A 19881-nucleotide genomic window follows, 5' to 3' on the forward strand; every position below is an offset into this window, starting at 1 on the left:
TTTATGTAGTAAGTAAAAGGGCAAACATCAAAAATCCACCGGATTTCACATCCCGGTGGATTTTTGATTTTCCTACTTTTTATAGAAGACTATGCCGCCATTCGTAATTATACTTGCAGCACTTTGATCAGGTTGGTATTACCGGATTGACCGATTGGAACACCAGCGGACAATACGATGATGTCCCCTTTTTCAACATAACCTGTTTTGATGGCATTGCGGGTAGCGGATTCGAACATTTCATCTGTTGTTGTCACTTTGTCGCCCATGACCGGAACGACACCAGAGAGCAGACAGATTTTAGCCAGCACTTCTTTGTGCTGAGTAACTGCGATGATCGGTGCTTTTGGACGATATTTAGAGATCATGCGAGCTGTGAATCCACTTTCGGTGGATGTAATGATCGCTTTAGCATTCAAAACAAGGGAAGAACTAACAGCTCCCTGACTGATAACTTCGGTAATGTCAGCTACTTGTTGCGCCGATTTTTGGTTGAACTGCTCTTTGTAATCGATCATCGTTTCCGCGCGGCGTGCAACAGCAGCCATCGTACGTACGGATGGAATTGGATATTTACCAGCAGCAGATTCACCGGACAACATCACCACGTCTGCGCCTTGCAGCACGGCGTTTGCTACGTCACTTACTTCGGAACGTGTTGGGCGAGGGTTCACTTGCATAGACTCCAACATGTGAGTAGCAACGATAACTGGCTTACCAGCTTTGTTACATTTATCGATCATTTCTTTTTGCATCATAGGTACATCTTCGATTGGAACTTCAACCCCGAGATCTCCACGAGCTACCATAATGCCGTCCGATGCTTCGATGATATCGTCCAGGTTGGTCATACCTTCTTGGTTCTCGATTTTGGAGATGATTTGTACATGTTCCTGACCGCGTTCTTTCAGAATGCTGCGGATTTCACGGATGTCATCCCCTTTACGAACAAAGGAAGCTGCGATAATTTCGATGTTGTTCTCGATCCCGAATCCAATGTGCATAACGTCACGTTCAGTTACGCCTGGCAATGTCGTTTTGATTCCTGGCAAGTTCACGCCTTTACGTGGTTTCAGGATACCGCCGCTAATGATTTGGCAGTGAATCTCTGAACCTTCAACAGACAATACAGTCAGATCAACCAAGCCGTCGTCAATCAGAATGCGATCTCCTGGTTTAACAACCAGATTCAATTCAGGGTAGTTTACGGAGATCCGCTCTACGTCGCCAAGAATATCCTCAGTGGTTAGCGTAAGTTCTTTACCCGCCTGAAGGTGAACGGAAGCTTCTTTTAATTTACCGATCCGCACTTCCGGTCCTTTGATGTCCATCATGATGGGTACATATTTATTCAGTTCAGCAGCAGCTGTACGGATATTATTAATCCGTCCCACGTGATCTTCCAACTCGCCATGAGCCATATTCAGACGAGCAACCGTCATGCCTTCCTGAATCATTACTTTCAGTGTTTCGATTGAGTCACAAGCAGGTCCCATGGTACAGATAATTTTGGTTTTCAACATGCTAATATCCTCCTCATATTTGGTTCTTATGTGTATATTGTAGCGTTTTCTGTCGAATCACGATATGAACTATAGTACAATGATTGGAGTATAGTCCGATAATGAGGTGTTATATGGTTACTCCACTTGAAGTACATCATGTGAATGGCGTGGGTTGGTACGAAGAAGCTGTACAACCACAGGGAATTTGGCGTCTCAGCTTGGTTACATATGGAAAATGTGTATATTGGGTGAACGGAGATAAACAGATCATGGAAAAGGGCGAATTGCTGCTGATTCCTGGAGGGATACCCTATTATGGAAAGAGTATTCCTACGGTTACGCATACCCAGATTGTTATTTTATTGAGGCAAAATGGGACTGTAGAACTGCCCGCACTCGAACAACGTGAACCATTGAGAAATAAACCAGGCTGTTACGAACTGATCCACCAGCGAATGAAGGCAATCCAGCAACAATGGGAAGAACGCCCTTCTTATTATGTCATGATGAGCCAAGCCTTATTGATGGAAGTGCTAATATATATTAACCGGGAACTCGATCGGGGTATCATCCCGCCTGAGAAGCATCGGTACGTGGAACGGATGAAGAGATACATTGAGCAGCATTATCGGGAGAAAGTAACAAAGGAAGATCTTGGAGATGAAATCGGAAAGTCTCCCAACTATGCGGCCTCCCTGTTCAAAAATGTAACCAATCAGACGATTAGCGAGTACGTTCATGATCAACGGATGAAAAGAGCATTGTACCTGCTTACCGAGTCGCAGCTCTCCATTCAGGAAATTGCCGAATTTCTCGGTTATCGGGACTTGTCTTATTTTTACCGCATATTCAAGCGACTCATGGGCAGTCCCCCATCCGACTTGCTGCACGAGCGTCCTCCGATCATCTGATTACTGCCATAGCATTTAAAAAAATGATTAGTAGGGGGTGGCTGAAATCGCTGAAGGAAGCTAAAGTTGCTGAATTTTTGTTCCGATCAGGAAGTTTTTCGTAGGCGTGCCAGGGCACGTCATAGGAAACTGACGCAGCATGGGGCGAAAAGGCGGTAAAAGATGCACGTCAGTGATTGGAAGACACGCCCTAAACAGATGCTTAGGTATACAAAAAAAGAGGGCAACTGCAAACAGAGCCCTCTTTCATTGTTATTGAATGTATGATGTGTGCCATATATGAATACATTGTATTCATATTGAATCGTGCTTCGCATCTATAAACCACGTTATGCGTTACGGCTTGGTTGTGTAGCTCTGATCGGTTGCTTGTTGCTCTTCCGAGCGTGCCCCAGACGTTTGGCAAAAACATGAACTGCCCAGTAGGCCGCTTCAGCAAATGCAATGCCGCCAACGACATCCAGCAGGGAATGTTGTTTAACGAACACTGTCGAAGCGATAATTAACCACAACCACACGGAGCCGAAGATCCGTAAAGCAGGTTTGACGTTCAGATGTCTGTTGAGAATAATGAATAACATGTAGCTTGTAAGGCAATGCACGCTTGGGAAACAGTTCACAGGCGCATCATTGGAATAAATGAATTGCACAAGTACACTGCTAAGATCCGTTCCATTCACTTCAGGACGAGGTACATACGACGGGAATACCACAAAACAAACATTGGCAGCCATCACCCCGACGTTATATATAATCAATGTACGCCAGAACAGCGACTTGTTCGTTAGACCTAAGTAGAGAAAGCTCAGATATAGAATGGGCATCCAGCTGACATAAGGAATAATAAATTCTTTGATAAAAGGAATCTGTGTATCAATCCAGGCATAATTGTAAAATACATCATCTCCCGCTTGGCTGCCCAGAAGCATGTAGATCGAGCCTTGAAGCGGTATACATAAAATGGCCAGTAGATGTCCCCAGCGCTGAAAGAATGCTTTCATAAAATCCTCCCTGATATAATATGCTTATAGAAACGATAATCATCCGAGTCTTATAGTCATTTGACGTTAGAAAGATGAAGTGTCCCTGCAACTTTTTAAACTTAAGTATTACTATAATGGACAGGCAAAGGGTTAAGCCATACCTGATTTTAGGATAAAATGCAATTTGATAAGTCTCTTTTTTGTTACTTTTGATGTCTTTATTCATCTGAAAATGATGGTCATGCAACGTATTATATTACGCATACCCTGAAATGGGTACACCTGCATTGTAAGGTTTTGAAAGGCTCATCTACATCCCATGTTCTCATATTCATGCCTGCTTTGTTTTCCGTCTGTCCCGTTGTCGTGGTATACTTCAGACAGGTGAACGTCATGCAAAAGAGGTTTGACCACCGTGTAACAGGAGAACGGCAGGTGAAAAAATGGAAAAGACAGCGCAGGACGTGGCTGAATGGATGGTCGGAGAGATTAAGTTTACGGGCACACTTCGTCAGGAAGCAGCAATAGAATATGTAAGAACTCATTTTGGAGAGCAGTTCGTTTTTGTTAACGAAAACGGTAATGCTTCCTTATCCAAAGAAGTGAAAAAGGCATTTCGCAAACTACACGGCGGGCGGGTTGCCTGGGATCGCGATGCATTTATGTGGGCCTGGACCTAGATGAAATGTTGCTCATATCTTGGTTTTTGTAGTTTTTAACTGAGTTTAGCCATAGCTCTTACTTGAATATGTTGGATATGCAAGGACAGAACATTTTCGCAAATCATGTATAAGTTGGATTGTAACTGCATATCCTTTCATAAGGCTGTGCACAGACGATAGCTCAATGGCGCCACAGACTAGCTGTAGATATGAATTTAATAAACATGTATTTCCAAAGCTGTTTGAAAAGAAAATACAATGATTTGCTTTTTGATCGGATTAGAGGTATACTAAGAATCAAGTTGTACAGAGCAGAGTGGAAAACCTAATTCACATATTGTAAAGGGCGATCACTTATAGTTTTATGACTGGTACCTTTTTCAATGTGTGAATTTTTATTTGCTTGCTGCAAAGAACAAAGGAACATGTTAATCTTTATTTGGAGGTGTAATTCACATGCAAAACGGAACAGTAAAATGGTTCAACGCTGATAAAGGCTTCGGTTTCATCGAAGTTGAAGGCGGAGAAGATGTATTCGTACACTTCAGCGCTATTACAGGCGAAGGCTTCAAAACGCTGGACGAAGGTCAACGCGTGCAATTTAAAATTGTACAAGGAAACCGTGGTCCTCAAGCAGAAGAAGTTGTAAAACTGTAATTAAAGCATAGCTGCCTTTAACATGTTATAATGATAAAGGCAGCTTCTTTTTTTTGATTTATAGATGAAGTTGGCCCAACCGTTGTCGAGGCAGAAGTTCGGCGGATGTTACACTTCCGCTAAGCAGTGGCTTTTGTGAAATAACGTCAGTAAGATGTGTTTCCATAACAAAGGGGGTAGAAGTCATGTATAATCGCAAAAAACCGTTGGAAGAAATTCCACAAGCAGATGCAGCAATCTGGGAATGTACGAGTGATACGTGCAAAGGATGGATGCGGGACAATTTTGCGTTTGATAGCGTGCCTACTTGTCCAATATGTGCTTCTGAGATGGTTAGCACGACTAGGATGCTGCCATTGCTTGAGAATTCGAATAGTAACCTGAAAACGATGTCTAAAGGAAATCGGATTTAATATAGCTTACCCGCCTCTCGCGAGGTGTTTTTTTTTAGATAAAGTGAACATCCGATACAGAGGTATGGGATTAAATATGAACTTCCTGGCATTCGTTTAAGGCGGATGCCTTTTTTGTTGCAAGAAAAAAGAACCTCTTCGTGTTCCGCGAGCGAACATGAAGAGGTTTTTGCCGATTGCCAATATAATTGCAACAGCTTGCTGTTATGGAGATCTAAATGAATAAGAACGGAAGAAGGAATAGTGTAGCGATCAGGGCAACATCGTAACCGGCGCCATACCCGTAACCGCCATACCCGCCGTATCCACCACCGTATCCGCCGCCGTAAGGGTAGCCGCCATAGGCTGAAGATTTGGCTTTTCTTCCTGATGTTAATTTCTTTTTAGCTACTCTGCGCAGTTGTTGCTTGGACTGGACAGAAGACAGGCGCGGACCTTGAAAGCATTCATTCAAGTACACCTTTCCATCCTGGCAACCTCCAAGTGTACCATACATATGCGTGCCGTCTTTCATGACAACACAGACAGGGCGTCCCACATGCGGTGACACGGTTTCTTCACATACCGGATGAATTCTGTGCATGCATATCCCCCTCGTAATTGCGGTTTGCCGCTTGAAATCAACGGTTTGTATATCATAGTAGAAAGAGAGCCAATTGGTATGGACGAGTACCCGGTTATCTCCATAGTCAGGAGCCGTTTTTCGGTTTGTTCCATAGACTGGAGATAGGGGAAAGGAGGGGAAATCATGGATTATCATGATTTGCTTGCTCGTTTGGGGGAAGGAAGTGCTCATCCTGGCGGATTCTCGGCAACACTGCAGTTGCTTGATACGTTATCGATTCCGACAGGGGTTCATGTTCTGGAGATTGGGTGTGGCACAGGAAGAACAGCATGTCATCTCGCCAAGCAAGGCTATCGTGTAACTGCAATTGATCTACATCGTCACATGTTGGATAAAGCGGTAAGGCGAGCTCGCAAAGAGCGGGTTGATGTGCGTTTTATTCAAGCTGATGTAGCTGGACTGCCTCTGCCAGATAACCATGTGGACGTGGTGTTTATCGAATCGGTCACCATCTTTACTCCGTGGCGTAAGGCGTTGTCCGAGTATATGAGAGTGCTGAAGCCCGGAGGGTTGCTTGTAGACCGCGAGATGGTTTTGTCGGGAAGGAAAACGGATCTAATGAGCCGCAGGATGAAGCGATTTTATGGGATTAAGACACTGGCCACAGTGGCGGCCTGGAAGAAACGTCTAAGGGCATGCGGATTTTCTCAAGTTGAAGTCAAAGAGCAATCGCGGACCATGGGTAAGTGGGGTGTCGATCATGACCCTTTGCGTGAGATGGATATGAACTGGCTGGAGGATGAAAATGTACAGCGGATGAGTCGCACCAATGATCGGTTGCTTCTAAAATACGGAAAAAGGCTGGGATATGCCGTATTTACCGCGAAGGTTCCTGCTGAGGTCGGACCCGAATGAAAAAGGGGTAACTCGCATTATTTATGATGTGAGTTGCCCCTTTCGATTATGGTTATGGTGACCGGACAGCCTCGTACCAAGTGAACCAGCCGCAACCGAGTTTACAAGTTACAACATGTCGTTATCAATGATACGCCAGTGATGTTTGAGCAACGCTTCAAGCTGAGGTTTGTCCTTGGCACGAAACGCGCTTAGAATCTGCCGGTGCTCTTCGTTGACTTCGTGTAGCACCTCGGATAATTTTGGCTTGTTATCACTGACATAAGACTGGCGAATAAAGCTGTTCTTCAGCGTGTTTAACATTTCAATAACGGTGGTGTTGCCACAGCGCTGGATGTAAAGATTGTGGAACAGATACTGATTCTTGCTGTAAGCGGCGAGATCAAGTTGGTTAATATCTTCGTCCATGCGGGCGATCAGGGCTTCCATTTCTATAAGTTCGGAGGGTTTAAGATGATCCGCTGCGAGCGTGGCAGCCAGTGCCTCCAGCACACCAATCGCTTGCGAGAATTCAAGCTTTTTGCTTGTGTCAAAAGGAGCAACAATAAATCCCCTGCGTGGGATATACTGCAACAGATTGTCAGAGGTCAACTGAAATAAAGCTTCCCGGGTAGGAGTGCGGCTAATGTCCAGTTTTTTGCAAATTTCGGCCTCGTTAATCTTCTGGTTGGGAAGAAGCGTCCCGTTTTGGATCTTCTGGGCGATGTAATCATAGACGTGATCTTTCAAGGAACGGTATTTAGGTACTTCCATACCAAGTTCTCCCTTCTATATGTATGTAATAGTGAATGGTTATAAAGCTATACAGGCCGCGCCGTTCGGGGTGTTTCAAGTTTTTATCATCTTACCATCGAGGGAGGAGTTGGGCAAGCAAAGTTCGGGCTCTGTGTGCTGTATAGTGTATAAAATCGAGCGTACATTTTTTGGATTTATAGTATAAAAATGATTATAAAAGCGTTGTCAAGTATGGATGGGTTTGTTAAAATCATTGGTATAAAGTTCATATATTATATTATGAATACTGTATACAAATGTATTGCTCAAACAAATCGCTATATTTCATGCGCCTTGTGTTGATTCATTTTTCAAAACGAATGTTAGTTGTGTCTGTTTTTCATAGGTATTCAAACTGGGCAACTGCGGAAAATGAGGAATCAAGTCGTAAACAAAGATCAGCTCGCATACACTGTTACTGTATTTTGTATACAATATTATGCGGAAGGTTGTGAAGGAATGCCGGATACCGATATGTTCATTCAATGGTCGGAAACGTACGCTGCGCCTAACTATCATCCACTTCCCATTGTTATTGAACGCGCAGAAGGGGTATGGGTGGAGGACCCTGAAGGCCGCCGATATATGGATATGTTAAGTGCGTACTCTGCACTGAATCATGGGCACAGACATCCTGTCATTATTCAAGCGTTGAAAGATCAAGCGGATAAGGTCACATTGACATCACGGGCGTTTCACAGCCATTCTGCAGCAATATTTTATCAAAGACTTTCTGCATTTACGGGTAAATCCAAAATATTAGCCATGAATACAGGGGCAGAAGCGGTGGAGACAGCGGTAAAAGCTGTGCGAAGATGGGCATATCGTTGCAAAGGAGTACCTGAGAACAAAGCTGAAATCATTGTATGCTCTGGCAACTTTCACGGCAGAACTCTGACGGTCACCTCTTTCTCCTCATCTGAGGAATATAAAAAAGACTTTGGACCTTTTACACCGGGATTTCGAATTATTCCATATGGAGATCTGGAGGCGTTACAACAAGCCATCACACCGAATACGGCCGGTTTTCTGGTTGAGCCAATTCAGGGTGAAGCGGGAATTATCATTCCTCCGGATGGATATCTGGCAGAAGCGTTTGCGATATGCAAACAGCAACGAGTCTTGACCATGGCGGATGAGATTCAAACCGGATTTGGAAGAACGGGACGTCGATTTGCTTCCGATTGGGAGCACGTCGAACCGGATATCTGGATTATGGGCAAAGCGCTCGGAGGTGGTGTGATGCCGATTTCTGCAATTGCCGCCGAAGCAGACATTCTGGATCTGTTCGAACCGGGTTCACATGGTTCTACGTTTGGAGGTAATCCGCTCGCTTGTGCCGTAGCGATTGCTGCTCTGGATGTTCTTGAAGGTGAGAAGCTAGCAGAGCGGTCAGAGCTTTTGGGGAATTATTTTATGAAACAACTTCAAGGTATTCAGAGTTCTGCGATCCATGAAATTCGGGGCAAAGGGTTATTCATCGGGGTTGAACTTTATAGTTCTGCAAGACCTTATTGCGAGCGTCTGATGTCTGCCGGTTTGCTCTGTAAGGAGACACACGACACAACGATTCGTTTTGCACCGCCGTTAACCATACAGGAATCAGAGATTGATTGGGCGATCGATATCATAAGAGACGTGCTTCGTGACCAATAAATCGTAAGAACTCCAACGAGCTATAGTTCGGCAACGATGATAAAGGAGCTGAAACTCATGAATAAAGAGGATGCTTTGGATGCAGGGGAGCGGGATATGCAACAGCTCTCTCGTAAACACACTTACCATACACCTACTAAACATAATGAAGTAGCGATTATTAAGGTCCCTTTTGGATTAGCTGGTGCGAGGAATGGAGCCGAACTGGGTCCAGATGAACTAATCACTGCCGGGTTGAAGCGTGAGATTGCAAGTTTAGGTCTCATCGTCTCCAAGGAAGCACGTGTGAATTGCCCTACGCAGCCAGCTGTTCCGGCTGGACGCAAGACGTTAAAGTATCTTAATGAGGTTCAGCAGGTGAGTCAGCACGTATGTCATGAAATATCAGCTGCTCTGGAAGAGGGGGCTTTTCCGCTCGTCCTTGGAGGAGACCATAGTGTAGCTATCGGGACTGTGGCTGGATTAACTGCACATTATAGTAATTTAGGTGTGATCTGGTTTGATGCTCATGCAGACCTGAATACAGAAGAACATAGCTTGACGGGCAATATGCATGGAATGAGTGTGGCAGCCTTCTTGGGTCAATCGGCTTTTAACTTATCGCAGATTAAAGGTGCAGGCTCTTTTGTAGATCCGTCCAATCTGGTATATATCGGGCTTCGTGATCTGGATGCCTATGAGAAAGAACAGATAAGGACTTTGGGTATTCGAGCTTTTACGATGCATGATATTGATCGGATGGGCATGAAGCAGGTTATTGAGCAGGCAATGGTTATTGCGGGAGATGAAACGGATGGTATTCATGTTAGCTTCGATATGGATTGCCTCGATCCGCGTGAAGCACCAGGAGTAGGGACGCCTGTTCCGGGTGGGTTGAGCTATCGGGAGGCGCATTTTGCGATGGAGTGTCTAGCTTCAAGTAATCAAGTGGTTTCCATGGAACTGGTTGAGGTGAACCCTCTGCTGGATCAGAACAGGCATACGGCAAGACTTGGCGTTGGACTGATTGCTTCCTTGTTGGGTAAGTCTATTCTATAGAAGAAAGAGAAAATGTTCAGAGGAAAAAGGTACGATTTGTTGAGATTATAAATTTATATATTGCAGGGGAGCTATGTTATCGATCGGTCGAACGTTGTGGCAGGTTGTAACGTGACTTCCCTGTTTCTGATAGGTTAGGGAGATTGTTTGTTCAGCCAGTGACCCGTTCTATTGTTACTCTGCTATTTTTTATAATGTCAGCCCTCTTGATCTAAGTACACCGCTGGATAGGAGTTGGATGCAATACATCCAATGTAGTATCTTAGAAACTGTTGTGCAAAATTCTATGAGAAGAGTATGGGCAGGTTTGCAGGTTTAATGAAAGTTATATTTATTTAAAATAAAGTCTTGCATTGTGATTTCATACATGGTATATTCTAGTTCCGGCCAAGAAAACACGGGTTACACGGTGCGGCAAGCGAATGAAATAAGCTTCGAAAGAAACTTAAAAAAAGAGCTTGCAAAGTTGGTTCGGACATGGTATTATATAAGAGTTGCTGAAACGAACTGGTTTCGGTAACGGGAACAAGTTTGATCTTTGAAAACTGAACAACGAGTGAGTAAAACATTCTGCTTGCAGAATGAACGTGAAGGTTTTGGTACACGCCATCCGGCTGTATGGAAACTGGAACAACAATGAGATTTTTAATCTCGTCAGATTCAAAATGAGCTTATCGCTCTTTTCAATACCCCGATGAGTTGCACAGCGTTTAACGACGCTGCGAAATTCATCTTTATTGGAGAGTTTGATCCTGGCTCAGGACGAACGCTGGCGGCATGCCTAATACATGCAAGTCGAGCGGAGTTGATGGAAAGCTTGCTTTCCTGATACTTAGCGGCGGACGGGTGAGTAACACGTAGGCAACCTGCCCTCAAGCTTGGGACAACTACCGGAAACGGTAGCTAATACCGAATACTTGTTTTCTTCGCCTGAAGAGAACTGGAAAGACGGAGCAATCTGTCACTTGGGGATGGGCCTGCGGCGCATTAGCTAGTTGGTGAGGTAACGGCTCACCAAGGCGACGATGCGTAGCCGACCTGAGAGGGTGATCGGCCACACTGGGACTGAGACACGGCCCAGACTCCTACGGGAGGCAGCAGTAGGGAATCTTCCGCAATGGGCGAAAGCCTGACGGAGCAATGCCGCGTGAGTGATGAAGGTTTTCGGATCGTAAAGCTCTGTTGCCAGGGAAGAACGCTTGGGAGAGTAACTGCTCTCAAGGTGACGGTACCTGAGAAGAAAGCCCCGGCTAACTACGTGCCAGCAGCCGCGGTAATACGTAGGGGGCAAGCGTTGTCCGGAATTATTGGGCGTAAAGCGCGCGCAGGCGGTCATGTAAGTCTGGTGTTTAATCCCGGGGCTCAACCCCGGATCGCACTGGAAACTGTGTGACTTGAGTGCAGAAGAGGAGAGTGGAATTCCACGTGTAGCGGTGAAATGCGTAGAGATGTGGAGGAACACCAGTGGCGAAGGCGACTCTCTGGGCTGTAACTGACGCTGAGGCGCGAAAGCGTGGGGAGCAAACAGGATTAGATACCCTGGTAGTCCACGCCGTAAACGATGAGTGCTAGGTGTTAGGGGTTTCGATACCCTTGGTGCCGAAGTTAACACATTAAGCACTCCGCCTGGGGAGTACGGTCGCAAGACTGAAACTCAAAGGAATTGACGGGGACCCGCACAAGCAGTGGAGTATGTGGTTTAATTCGAAGCAACGCGAAGAACCTTACCAGGTCTTGACATCCAACTAACGAAGCAGAGATGCATCAGGTGCCCTTCGGGGAAAGTTGAGACAGGTGGTGCATGGTTGTCGTCAGCTCGTGTCGTGAGATGTTGGGTTAAGTCCCGCAACGAGCGCAACCCTTATATTTAGTTGCCAGCACTTCGGGTGGGCACTCTAGATAGACTGCCGGTGACAAACCGGAGGAAGGTGGGGATGACGTCAAATCATCATGCCCCTTATGACCTGGGCTACACACGTACTACAATGGCCGGTACAACGGGCTGCGAAATCGCGAGATGGAGCTAATCCCAGCAAAGCCGGTCTCAGTTCGGATTGCAGGCTGCAACTCGCCTGCATGAAGTCGGAATTGCTAGTAATCGCGGATCAGCATGCCGCGGTGAATACGTTCCCGGGTCTTGTACACACCGCCCGTCACACCACGAGAGTTTATAACACCCGAAGTCGGTGGGGTAACCGCAAGGAGCCAGCCGCCGAAGGTGGGATAGATGATTGGGGTGAAGTCGTAACAAGGTAGCCGTATCGGAAGGTGCGGCTGGATCACCTCCTTTCTATGGAGAATCGTCTTCCAGAGCGAAGACATTCAAATATGCAGCTCAGCTGCAAACCACTCACTCGTTGCTCAGTTTTGAGAGCTCAAACTCTCAAAACTTCTCGTTTATTCGACCGACACATCTGTGAACGGCCCGAACCAAACAATTTGTTCTTTGAAAACTAGATATCGAAACGAAACAAACGCGAATTAGAACATTCCTTTTTAGCTGAACTTGTGTTCAACAAGTTTCAATAAAAACGGTAGATTGCACGTACGATGGTATCGGATGGGAGCGACTTTTGGCTTTGCGAAGCAAAACAAGGGAAGCGAGCAACCGAAACCGGAGAACGAGGTTAAGCTACTAAGAGCACACGGAGGATGCCTAGGCGCTAGGAGCCGATGAAGGACGTGGCGAACAACGAAACTGCCTCGGGGAGCTGTAAGCAAGCTTTGATCCGGGGATGTCCGAATGGGGAAACCCAGCTGGGGTAATATCCAGTTACTCATAACTGAATACATAGGTTATGTAGAGGCATACCAGGGGAACTGAAACATCTAAGTACCCTGAGGAAGAGAAAACAATAGTGATTCCGTCAGTAGCGGCGAGCGAACGCGGAGAAGCCCAAACCAAGGAGCTTGCTCTTTGGGGTTGTGGGACGTCTCACATGGAGTTACAAAGGAACCGATTAAGCGAAGAGGTCTGGAAAGGCCCGCCAAAGAAGGTAAAAGCCCTGTAATTGAAAGTCTGTTCCCTCCGAGACGGATCCCGAGTAGTGCGGGGCACGTGAAACCCCGTATGAATCCGGCAGGACCATCTGCCAAGGCTAAATACTTCCTAGCGACCGATAGTGAAGCAGTACCGTGAGGGAAAGGTGAAAAGCACCCCGGAAGGGGAGTGAAATAGAACCTGAAACCGTGTGCTTACAAAAAGTCAGAGCCCGTTTTAGGGGTGATGGCGTGCCTTTTGTAGAATGAACCGGCGAGTTACGTTCCCGTGCAAGGTTAAGGTGAAGAGCCGGAGCCGCAGCGAAAGCGAGTCTGAATAGGGCGAATGAGTACGTGGACGTAGACCCGAAACCGGGTGATCTACCCCTGTCCAGGGTGAAGGTGCGGTAACACGCACTGGAGGCCCGAACCCACGCATGTTGAAAAATGCGGGGATGAGGTGGGGGTAGCGGAGAAATTCCAATCGAACTCGGAGATAGCTGGTTCTCCCCGAAATAGCTTTAGGGCTAGCCTCGGAAAACAGAGTCGTGGAGGTAGAGCACTGATTGGGTGCGGGGCCCGCAAGGGTTACCAAGCTCAGTCAAACTCCGAATGCCATAGACTTACTTCCGGGAGTCAGACAATGAGTGCTAAGATCCATTGTCAAAAGGGAAACAGCCCAGACCATCAGCTAAGGTCCCCAAGTGTGTGTTAAGTGGGAAAGGATGTGGAGTTGCACAGACAACCAGGATGTTGGCTTAGAAGCAGCCACCATTGAAAGAGTGCGTAATAGCTCACTGGTCGAGTGACTCTGCGCCGAAAATGTAACGGGGCTAAACACACCACCGAAGCTATGGCTTGATGCTTTGCATCAGGGGTAGGGGAGCGTTGTATGTACGTTGAAGGTGTACCGTAAGGAGCGCTGGAGAGCATACAAGTGAGAATGCCGGTATGAGTAACGAAAAGATCAGTGAGAATCTGATCCGCCGAAAGCCTAAGGGTTCCTGAGGAAGGCTCGTCCGCTCAGGGTAAGTCGGGACCTAAGGCGAGGCCGAAAGGCGTAGTCGAAGGACAACAGGTCGAAATTCCTGTACCACCGTAAATCGTTACGAGCGATGGGGGGACGCAGTAGGGTAGTGACGCAGGCTGATGGATGCCTGTCCAAGCAGTAAGGCTGATGTGTAGGCAAATCCGCACATCGTAAGGCTGAGCTGTGATGGGGAGTGAAAATTACAGTAGCGAAGGTCATGATCTCACACTGCCAAGAAAAGCCTCTAGCCAGATGAAGGTGCCCGTACCGCAAACCGACACAGGTAGGCGAGAAGAGAATTCTAAGGCGCGCGGAAGAACTCTCGTTAAGGAACTCGGCAAAATGACCCCGTAACTTCGGGAGAAGGGGTGCCCCGGTAGTGTGAATAGCACGAGGGGGCCGCAGTGAAAAGGCCCAAGCGACTGTTTAGCAAAAACACAGGTCTGTGCGAAGCCGTAAGGCGAAGTATACGGGCTGACGCCTGCCCGGTGCTGGAAGGTTAAGGGGAGTGGTTAGGAGCAATCCGAAGCTGTGAACCGAAGCCCCAGTAAACGGCGGCCGTAACTATAACGGTCCTAAGGTAGCGAAATTCCTTGTCAGGTAAATTCTGACCCGCACGAATGGCGTAACGACTTGGGCGCTGTCTCAACGAGAGATCCGGTGAAATTTTAATACCTGTGAAGATGCAGGTTACCCGCGACAAGACGGAAAGACCCCATGGAGCTTTACTGCAGCTTGATATTGAATTTGGGTACGATCTGTACAGGATAGGTGGGAGCCTTTGAAGCGTGAGCGCCAGCTTGCGTGGAGGCACCGTTGGGATACCACCCTGATCGTATCTAGGTTCTAACCTGGTGCCCTTAGCGGGTACGGGGACAGTGTCAGGTGGGCAGTTTGACTGGGGCGGTCGCCTCCTAAAGAGTAACGGAGGCGCCCAAAGGTTCCCTCAGAATGGTTGGAAATCATTCGAAGAGTGCAAAGGCATAAGGGAGCTTGACTGCGAGACCTACAAGTCGAGCAGGGACGAAAGTCGGGCTTAGTGATCCGGTGGTACCGCATGGAAGGGCCATCGCTCAACGGATAAAAGCTACCCTGGGGATAACAGGCTTATCTCCCCCAAGAGTCCACATCGACGGGGAGGTTTGGCACCTCGATGTCGGCTCATCGCATCCTGGGGCTGAAGTAGGTCCCAAGGGTTGGGCTGTTCGCCCATTAAAGCGGTACGCGAGCTGGGTTCAGAACGTCGTGAGACAGTTCGGTCCCTATCTGTCGTGGGCGTAGGAAATTTGAGAGGAGCTGTCCTTAGTACGAGAGGACCGGGATGGACGTACCGCTGGTGTACCAGTTGTTCCGCCAGGAGCACCGCTGGGTAGCTATGTACGGACGGGATAAGCGCTGAAAGCATCTAAGCGTGAAGCCCCCCTCAAGATGAGATTTCCCAGTATGTAAGACCCCTTGAAGACGACGAGGTAGATAGGCTGGGGGTGGAAGTGCAGCAATGCATGGAGCTGACCAGTACTAATCGGTCGAGGGCTTATCCAATAGCAAGTTTTAAATCGCGTACGTTTCGTTTCGAATCTAGTTTTCAGAGAACAACACTCTGAATGAATGGAAGAAGCATTGCTTCGACCAATCGCGTTTGGTGGCGATGGCGGAGGGGTTCCACACGTACCCATCCCGAACACGACCGTTAAGCCCTCTAGCGCCGATGGTACTTGGACCGCAGGGTCCTGGGAGAGTAGGACGCCGCCAAGCGATTCCCTTTGGGGTATTTTTTTTGCCCCCTTGGTAGGAAGTAGGATGAACATATGTGGGCCTTTAGCTCAGTTGGTTAGAGCGCACCTCTGATAAGGGTGAGGCCGGTGGTTCGAGTCCACCAAGGCCCATAGTAACTTCATAAGAAATACATGAATGGGGCCATAGCTCAGCTGGGAGAGCGCCTGCCTTGCAAGCAGGAGGTCAGCGGTTCGATCCCGCTTGGCTCCACCATTCCCTGATAGCTCAGTTGGTAGAGCACTCGACTGTTAATCGAGTTGTCACAGGTTCGAGTCCTGTTCGGGGAGCCATGGAGAGGTGTCCGAGCTGGCCGAAGGAGCACGATTGGAAATCGTGTAGGCGTCACAAGCGTCTCGAGGGTTCGAATCCCTCTCTCTCCGCCATAATACTTTTTTAGCAAGGCCCGTTGGTCAAGGGGTTAAGACACCTCCCTTTCACGGAGGTAACAGGGGTTCGAATCCCCTACGGGTCATAGCAATATCTATTGCTTCAACAAGGGATGAGAATCCCAAAGGTTCGTCGGAGGATCAACATCGTTAGTAACTGCTTCGCAGTCTCGAACGAAGTGAGAGTATCCCCTACGGGTCATAGCAATACCTATGGAGGCTTAGCTCAGCTGGGAGAGCATCTGCCTTACAAGCAGAGGGTCGGGGGTTCGATCCCCTCAGCCTCCACCATATATTTTTCTAATGACGCGGGGTGGAGCAGCCCGGTAGCTCGTCGGGCTCATAACCCGAAGGCCGCAGGTTCAAATCCTGCCCCCGCAATTGTAGCTTTCTTAACCGAAAGTGATCTGGAACCGTGGTGTAGTTGGCCTAACATGCCTGCCTGTCACGCAGGAGATCGCGGGTTCGAATCCCGTCGGTTCCGCCATCTTTACCAGCTTCAGGGATGAGAATCCGTTTGTGGGTTCGTCGGAGCATTTACTTCGAGAGCATCTGCTTCGCAGTCTCGAACGAAGTGAGAGTATCCCGTCGGTTCCGCCATTTTAATACTTTACACCGTGCCGGTGTAGCTCAACTGGTAGAGCAACTGACTTGTAATCAGTAGGTTGGGGGTTCAAGTCCTCTCGCCGGCACCATTTTAGTATTTTGCAATCAGAGGCTAATTAAGTGTATAATATAAGCTCTGATGGTAATACTTAAATACTCATGCAATATTGTTTACCCTTTATGGCGATCGTGGCGAAGTGGTTAACGCACCGGTTTGTGGATCCGGCACTCGGGGGTTCAATTCCCCTCGATCGCCCCATAGTTTTCTTTATTGGGGATTAGCCAAGCGGTAAGGCAACGGACTTTGACTCCGTCATGCATAGGTTCAAATCCTATATCCCCAGCCATTTACTATGAGTCATTAGCTCAGTTGGTAGAGCACCTGACTTTTAATCAGGGTGTCGAAGGTTCGAATCCTTCATGACTCACTTTCATATTTTGCGGTCGTGGCGGAATTGGCAGACGCGCACGGTTCAGGTCCGTGTGGGCTAACCCCCCGTGGAGGTTCGAGTCCTCTCGACCGCACCATATTATTTTGCGGAAGTGGCTCAGCGGTAGAGCATCGCCTTGCCAAGGCGAGGGTCGCGGGTTCGATTCCCGTCTTCCGCTCCAATATTTGCGCCCTTAGCTCAGCTGGATAGAGCGTTTGACTACGAATCAAAAGGCCGGGAGTTCGAATCTCTCAGGGCGCGCCATTATTTCCTTATATATCGGGATGTAGCTCAGCTTGGTAGAGCACCTGGTTTGGGACCAGGGGGTCGCATGTTCAAATCGTGTCATCCCGATTTTTTTGTTTATGCGGGTGTAGTTCAATGGTAGAACTTTAGCCTTCCAAGCTAATAGCGTGGGTTCGATTCCCATCACCCGCTTAATGAATTAGTAATAAAAGCCCTGCAGATGCGGGCTTTTTTTGTTTTATATTGACCTAAGTGTTAGCTCTGTTTGGTTACACAAAAGGCTCCTTTTCTGTTTTGGCAGATAGGAGCTTTTTGTCTATAATCGACTATTTGAATATGATTTAAAATTACAACTTCCTGTATTAGTATCTTTCCAAGATGGTCTGAGTCTTCAAGCCATCCGCAGGGATTAACCAGTTCTTATTCTGAAGCAGTTGCAGCAATTGGCTACGTAGACCGGAAACGGCTGCTGAGTCGTCTGTTTTGAATGAAACCTCGACGAGATTCTCCGTACCTGTTCCTGCTGCGTCGCGGATTGGCCATACTTCAAGGGTAAGCTCCTGACTGTTCCATGTGCCTGTATAACGTTGGAAGGTAATTGGGCCATAGGCACGGGCCTGTGTGAGCTGTTGTTTGCCCCAGTTGGAGGCAGACCAGTTTTTTAATTTACCTGGGAGCTTGTCCAGTAGCAGGTTCAAGGCATCTTTTTCGGAAGGCAACTGCGTGCCAGTTGTTTTGGTGTCTACTTTTTTCGTGTTAGAGAAGCTCAGTGTTTGTTTACCATATCCCCAATCAATTTCAGCCTCGTAGTTATCATCAGATGAATCGAAGCCTTCCTGATTTGCAAGTGTCAGTGCTGCATGGATGTCCCCATTAATGACAGGGTAACGCTTTTTGTAGGTTAACTCGAAGTTGTTTTTATCATCCTTTTTGCGGAAACGGACGTTCCAACCTTGGGCATCCAATCCGAGAGCATTGGTGTCAAAGTACTCCACATTGATATTGCGTGGTGTAGCGTTCAGCCCTAGCGTCTGGATGACCTCACTGCGTGGTGTTCCATTCGTGTTTAACACAAGCTCCGGCTTGGCGAGGAATTTCACCTCATATGCGGGAACGGCGTTGGCAGCGGCTGAAGCCGGCGGTGTATCCAGAAATGTCAGTCCACTTCCCAGGGTGACGATGCTCAGCATCAACGAGGCGGTTACTTTTTTCCATTTTTTCAAAACCAATCACTCTCCTAATCTGGATTAACGTACAGACCCCACTTTAACGTCCGAGAATGTGAGCGCGATTAACGGGAAGCTCAAGTTACGTTAACCCTGCATAGAATTCATGAATGGCAAGCGATAGTTTATATCGGTTCACCCGATAGGCTGATGCATCACAGGTGGCGTAATCATGACCTCTCGCAGCACTTCGATGAACCGATTGACCTGAACTGAAGGGTGACGATCCCTATTGTGTACGGTGTAGATATGACGTGGTGCCTGCTCTCCCGGAATGGGAAGCACCTGAATGATGCCTTGCCGCTCCTCCCACTGTACAGCCATGCGCGACATAAACGAGATATGACCGCCGAGTAGAACGAGCTGTTTGATGGCTTCTAGAGAGTCCATCTCTACGGTGCTCCGTAACCGGATATCATGCTGTGCAAGCCATTGATTGGTCAGCCTTCGCGTACTGGACTCATCGCCGTGTAAAGCAAAAGGCACCTGCGCGATATCTTCAGGCTTTAACGATTCTTTCTGGGCCAGTCCATGCTGTGGTGAGCAAATGAGCACAAGGTCGTCTTTACACAGCGTTTCGGCGTGTAACACCGGGCCTACAAATGGCTCGGATGAGATAATGCCCAGATCAAGTTGATGCCGGATTACCTTCTCCCGGATGACAGGAGCGGGTTTGACGGACAACACAATTTGAATGCCAGGAAACTCCTGAGAAAACGTATGAAGCATCGCGGGTAGCAGATAGGTAGCTGGGACATAACTTGCTCCAATATGGAGCGTGCCCCGGTACAGGCTATCATATTCTTTGACGACACGGCGAGCCTCATGGGTCAAGGCATTGATTTTGACACTATAATGAAGCAATGCTTGTCCAGCTTCGGTTAGAAATGTTTTTCCACTGCGAGATTCGAATAAACGCACCCCCATCTCTTCCTCCAGCGATTTCATATGAAAGGTAACGGTTGGCTGCTTGATGCCCAGTACTTCGGCCACACTTGTCATATGATGATGCTTGTCGATCAGCTCGACAATTTGCAATTTGATCAGATTCAAGCTCTCCACACTCCTTCGTTTCTAAAACTACCCGGTCAATCCGGATGACCTCATCCTTTGGATGAAGGA

At 47.6% G+C, this 19881-nt stretch carries 13 protein-coding genes, 17 tRNA genes and 3 rRNA genes; 27 read left to right on the forward strand and 6 right to left on the reverse strand.

All coding sequences use genetic code 11. From position 1 onward, the window contains the following. Positions 1-107 precede the first annotated feature (107 nt). Positions 108-1523, reverse strand: coding sequence for a pyruvate kinase (gene pyk, locus AC1VYS_RS01595; RefSeq protein ID WP_441931122.1), 1416 nt, complete (start codon positions 1521-1523; stop codon positions 108-110). A 113-nt stretch (positions 1524-1636) separates the two neighbouring features. On the opposite strand from pyk, the gene AC1VYS_RS01600 reads away from it, so the two are divergent. Continuing rightward, the gene (locus AC1VYS_RS01600; RefSeq protein WP_482912725.1) at positions 1637-2416 is read left to right on the forward strand and encodes a helix-turn-helix transcriptional regulator; all 780 of its coding nucleotides are present in this window, start codon (positions 1637-1639) and stop codon (positions 2414-2416) included. A gap of 329 nt (positions 2417-2745) precedes the next feature. Here the strand turns inward: AC1VYS_RS01600 and AC1VYS_RS01605 are convergent, their stop codons facing one another. Continuing rightward, positions 2746-3417, reverse strand: coding sequence for a phosphatase PAP2 family protein (locus tag AC1VYS_RS01605; RefSeq protein ID WP_482912726.1), 672 nt, complete (start codon positions 3415-3417; stop codon positions 2746-2748). A 425-nt stretch (positions 3418-3842) separates the two neighbouring features. Between AC1VYS_RS01605 and AC1VYS_RS01610 the strand changes: the two genes are divergently transcribed. The 3 genes from AC1VYS_RS01610 to AC1VYS_RS01620 all read left to right on the forward strand — a co-directional run bounded on the left by AC1VYS_RS01610 (position 3843) and on the right by AC1VYS_RS01620 (position 5131). After that, a complete protein-coding gene (locus AC1VYS_RS01610) occupies positions 3843-4079 on the forward strand; it encodes a DUF6953 family protein (protein ID WP_482912727.1) in 237 nt (78 codons plus the stop codon). A gap of 438 nt (positions 4080-4517) precedes the next feature. After that, a complete protein-coding gene (locus AC1VYS_RS01615; protein WP_024633772.1) occupies positions 4518-4718 on the forward strand; it encodes a cold-shock protein in 201 nt (66 codons plus the stop codon). Positions 4719-4903: 185 nt separating this feature from the next. Beyond that, positions 4904-5131 (forward strand): cold-shock protein, encoded by a 228-nt coding sequence (locus AC1VYS_RS01620; protein WP_056697134.1) that lies wholly within the window; start codon positions 4904-4906, stop codon positions 5129-5131. Positions 5132-5345: 214 nt separating this feature from the next. Here the strand turns inward: AC1VYS_RS01620 and AC1VYS_RS01625 are convergent, their stop codons facing one another. After that, the gene (locus AC1VYS_RS01625; RefSeq protein ID WP_482912728.1) at positions 5346-5714 is read right to left on the reverse strand and encodes a hypothetical protein; all 369 of its coding nucleotides are present in this window, start codon (positions 5712-5714) and stop codon (positions 5346-5348) included. Positions 5715-5879: 165 nt separating this feature from the next. Between AC1VYS_RS01625 and AC1VYS_RS01630 the strand changes: the two genes are divergently transcribed. Continuing rightward, a complete protein-coding gene (locus tag AC1VYS_RS01630) occupies positions 5880-6611 on the forward strand; it encodes a methyltransferase domain-containing protein (RefSeq protein WP_482912729.1) in 732 nt (243 codons plus the stop codon). Positions 6612-6719: 108 nt separating this feature from the next. Here the strand turns inward: AC1VYS_RS01630 and AC1VYS_RS01635 are convergent, their stop codons facing one another. After that, a complete protein-coding gene (locus AC1VYS_RS01635; RefSeq protein WP_441931128.1) occupies positions 6720-7364 on the reverse strand; it encodes a GntR family transcriptional regulator in 645 nt (214 codons plus the stop codon). Between the two features lie 480 nt (positions 7365-7844). Here AC1VYS_RS01635 and AC1VYS_RS01640 point away from each other — a divergent pair, with 480 nt between their 5' ends. From AC1VYS_RS01640 to AC1VYS_RS01745, 22 genes are all read left to right on the forward strand, one after another. Continuing rightward, complete coding sequence (locus AC1VYS_RS01640) at positions 7845-9041, forward strand: ornithine--oxo-acid transaminase (RefSeq protein WP_482912730.1); 1197 nt, start codon at positions 7845-7847, stop codon at positions 9039-9041. 57 nt (positions 9042-9098) lie between these two features. Continuing rightward, positions 9099-10079, forward strand: coding sequence for an arginase (rocF, locus tag AC1VYS_RS01645; RefSeq protein WP_482912731.1), 981 nt, complete (start codon positions 9099-9101; stop codon positions 10077-10079). A gap of 734 nt (positions 10080-10813) precedes the next feature. Further along, positions 10814-12369 (forward strand): 16S ribosomal RNA (locus tag AC1VYS_RS01650). A gap of 335 nt (positions 12370-12704) precedes the next feature. After that, a 23S ribosomal RNA gene (locus tag AC1VYS_RS01655) occupies positions 12705-15630 on the forward strand. 96 nt (positions 15631-15726) lie between these two features. Next, positions 15727-15843: ribosomal RNA gene (rrf, locus tag AC1VYS_RS01660) — 5S ribosomal RNA — on the forward strand. The 16S, 23S and 5S rRNA genes sit together here with 17 tRNA genes alongside, the layout of an rRNA operon. Positions 15844-15900: 57 nt before the next feature. Next, positions 15901-15974, forward strand: a tRNA-Ile gene (locus AC1VYS_RS01665). Positions 15975-16001: 27 nt separating this feature from the next. Beyond that, positions 16002-16077: transfer RNA gene (locus AC1VYS_RS01670), tRNA-Ala, on the forward strand. 1 nt (position 16078) lies between these two features. Then, positions 16079-16154: transfer RNA gene (locus tag AC1VYS_RS01675), tRNA-Asn, on the forward strand. 1 nt (position 16155) lies between these two features. Then, positions 16156-16247 (forward strand) — tRNA-Ser (locus tag AC1VYS_RS01680). Positions 16248-16264: 17 nt separating this feature from the next. After that, positions 16265-16336, forward strand: a tRNA-Glu gene (locus AC1VYS_RS01685). Positions 16337-16465: 129 nt separating this feature from the next. After that, positions 16466-16541, forward strand: a tRNA-Val gene (locus AC1VYS_RS01690). A gap of 16 nt (positions 16542-16557) precedes the next feature. Then, positions 16558-16631: transfer RNA gene (locus AC1VYS_RS01695), tRNA-Met, on the forward strand. Positions 16632-16659: 28 nt separating this feature from the next. Further along, positions 16660-16737, forward strand: a tRNA-Asp gene (locus tag AC1VYS_RS01700). A gap of 132 nt (positions 16738-16869) precedes the next feature. Then, positions 16870-16945, forward strand: a tRNA-Thr gene (locus AC1VYS_RS01705). Positions 16946-17039: 94 nt separating this feature from the next. Then, positions 17040-17115: transfer RNA gene (locus tag AC1VYS_RS01710), tRNA-His, on the forward strand. A 13-nt stretch (positions 17116-17128) separates the two neighbouring features. Then, positions 17129-17203 (forward strand) — tRNA-Gln (locus tag AC1VYS_RS01715). Positions 17204-17211: 8 nt separating this feature from the next. Further along, positions 17212-17284 (forward strand) — tRNA-Lys (locus AC1VYS_RS01720). Between the two features lie 12 nt (positions 17285-17296). Continuing rightward, positions 17297-17384, forward strand: a tRNA-Leu gene (locus AC1VYS_RS01725). A 9-nt stretch (positions 17385-17393) separates the two neighbouring features. Then, positions 17394-17468, forward strand: a tRNA-Gly gene (locus tag AC1VYS_RS01730). Between the two features lie 6 nt (positions 17469-17474). Further along, positions 17475-17551 (forward strand) — tRNA-Arg (locus AC1VYS_RS01735). Between the two features lie 16 nt (positions 17552-17567). Further along, positions 17568-17641, forward strand: a tRNA-Pro gene (locus AC1VYS_RS01740). Between the two features lie 13 nt (positions 17642-17654). Continuing rightward, positions 17655-17725: transfer RNA gene (locus AC1VYS_RS01745), tRNA-Gly, on the forward strand. A 170-nt stretch (positions 17726-17895) separates the two neighbouring features. On the opposite strand, the gene AC1VYS_RS01750 is transcribed toward AC1VYS_RS01745, so the two are convergent. Together AC1VYS_RS01750 and AC1VYS_RS01755 are read right to left on the reverse strand one after the other, a co-directional pair. Then, positions 17896-18756: a hypothetical protein gene (locus AC1VYS_RS01750; protein WP_482912732.1), complete on the reverse strand. Its 861-nt coding sequence runs from the start codon at positions 18754-18756 to the stop codon at positions 17896-17898. Positions 18757-18894: 138 nt separating this feature from the next. Then, positions 18895-19812: a LysR family transcriptional regulator gene (locus tag AC1VYS_RS01755; RefSeq protein ID WP_482912733.1), complete on the reverse strand. Its 918-nt coding sequence runs from the start codon at positions 19810-19812 to the stop codon at positions 18895-18897. Positions 19813-19881 lie beyond the last annotated feature (69 nt).

The organism is Paenibacillus sp. G34, assembly GCF_056856875.1.

What these genes read in the sequence shown, in the direction of transcription:
- AC1VYS_RS01620 (WP_056697134.1), top strand. Translation starts at nt 4,904, where the DNA reads ATGTATAATCGCAAAAAACCGTTGGAAGAAATTCCACAAGCAGATGCA.
- AC1VYS_RS01625 (WP_482912728.1), bottom strand. Translation starts at nt 5,714, where the DNA reads ATGCACAGAATTCATCCGGTATGTGAAGAAACCGTGTCACCGCATGTG.
- AC1VYS_RS01605 (WP_482912726.1), bottom strand. Translation starts at nt 3,417, where the DNA reads ATGAAAGCATTCTTTCAGCGCTGGGGACATCTACTGGCCATTTTATGT.
- AC1VYS_RS01635 (WP_441931128.1), bottom strand. Translation starts at nt 7,364, where the DNA reads ATGGAAGTACCTAAATACCGTTCCTTGAAAGATCACGTCTATGATTAC.
- AC1VYS_RS01630 (WP_482912729.1), top strand. Translation starts at nt 5,880, where the DNA reads ATGGATTATCATGATTTGCTTGCTCGTTTGGGGGAAGGAAGTGCTCAT.
- pyk (WP_441931122.1), bottom strand. Translation starts at nt 1,523, where the DNA reads ATGTTGAAAACCAAAATTATCTGTACCATGGGACCTGCTTGTGACTCA.
- AC1VYS_RS01610 (WP_482912727.1), top strand. Translation starts at nt 3,843, where the DNA reads ATGGAAAAGACAGCGCAGGACGTGGCTGAATGGATGGTCGGAGAGATT.
- AC1VYS_RS01615 (WP_024633772.1), top strand. Translation starts at nt 4,518, where the DNA reads ATGCAAAACGGAACAGTAAAATGGTTCAACGCTGATAAAGGCTTCGGT.
- rocF (WP_482912731.1), top strand. Translation starts at nt 9,099, where the DNA reads ATGAATAAAGAGGATGCTTTGGATGCAGGGGAGCGGGATATGCAACAG.
- AC1VYS_RS01600 (WP_482912725.1), top strand. Translation starts at nt 1,637, where the DNA reads ATGGTTACTCCACTTGAAGTACATCATGTGAATGGCGTGGGTTGGTAC.
- AC1VYS_RS01640 (WP_482912730.1), top strand. Translation starts at nt 7,845, where the DNA reads ATGCCGGATACCGATATGTTCATTCAATGGTCGGAAACGTACGCTGCG.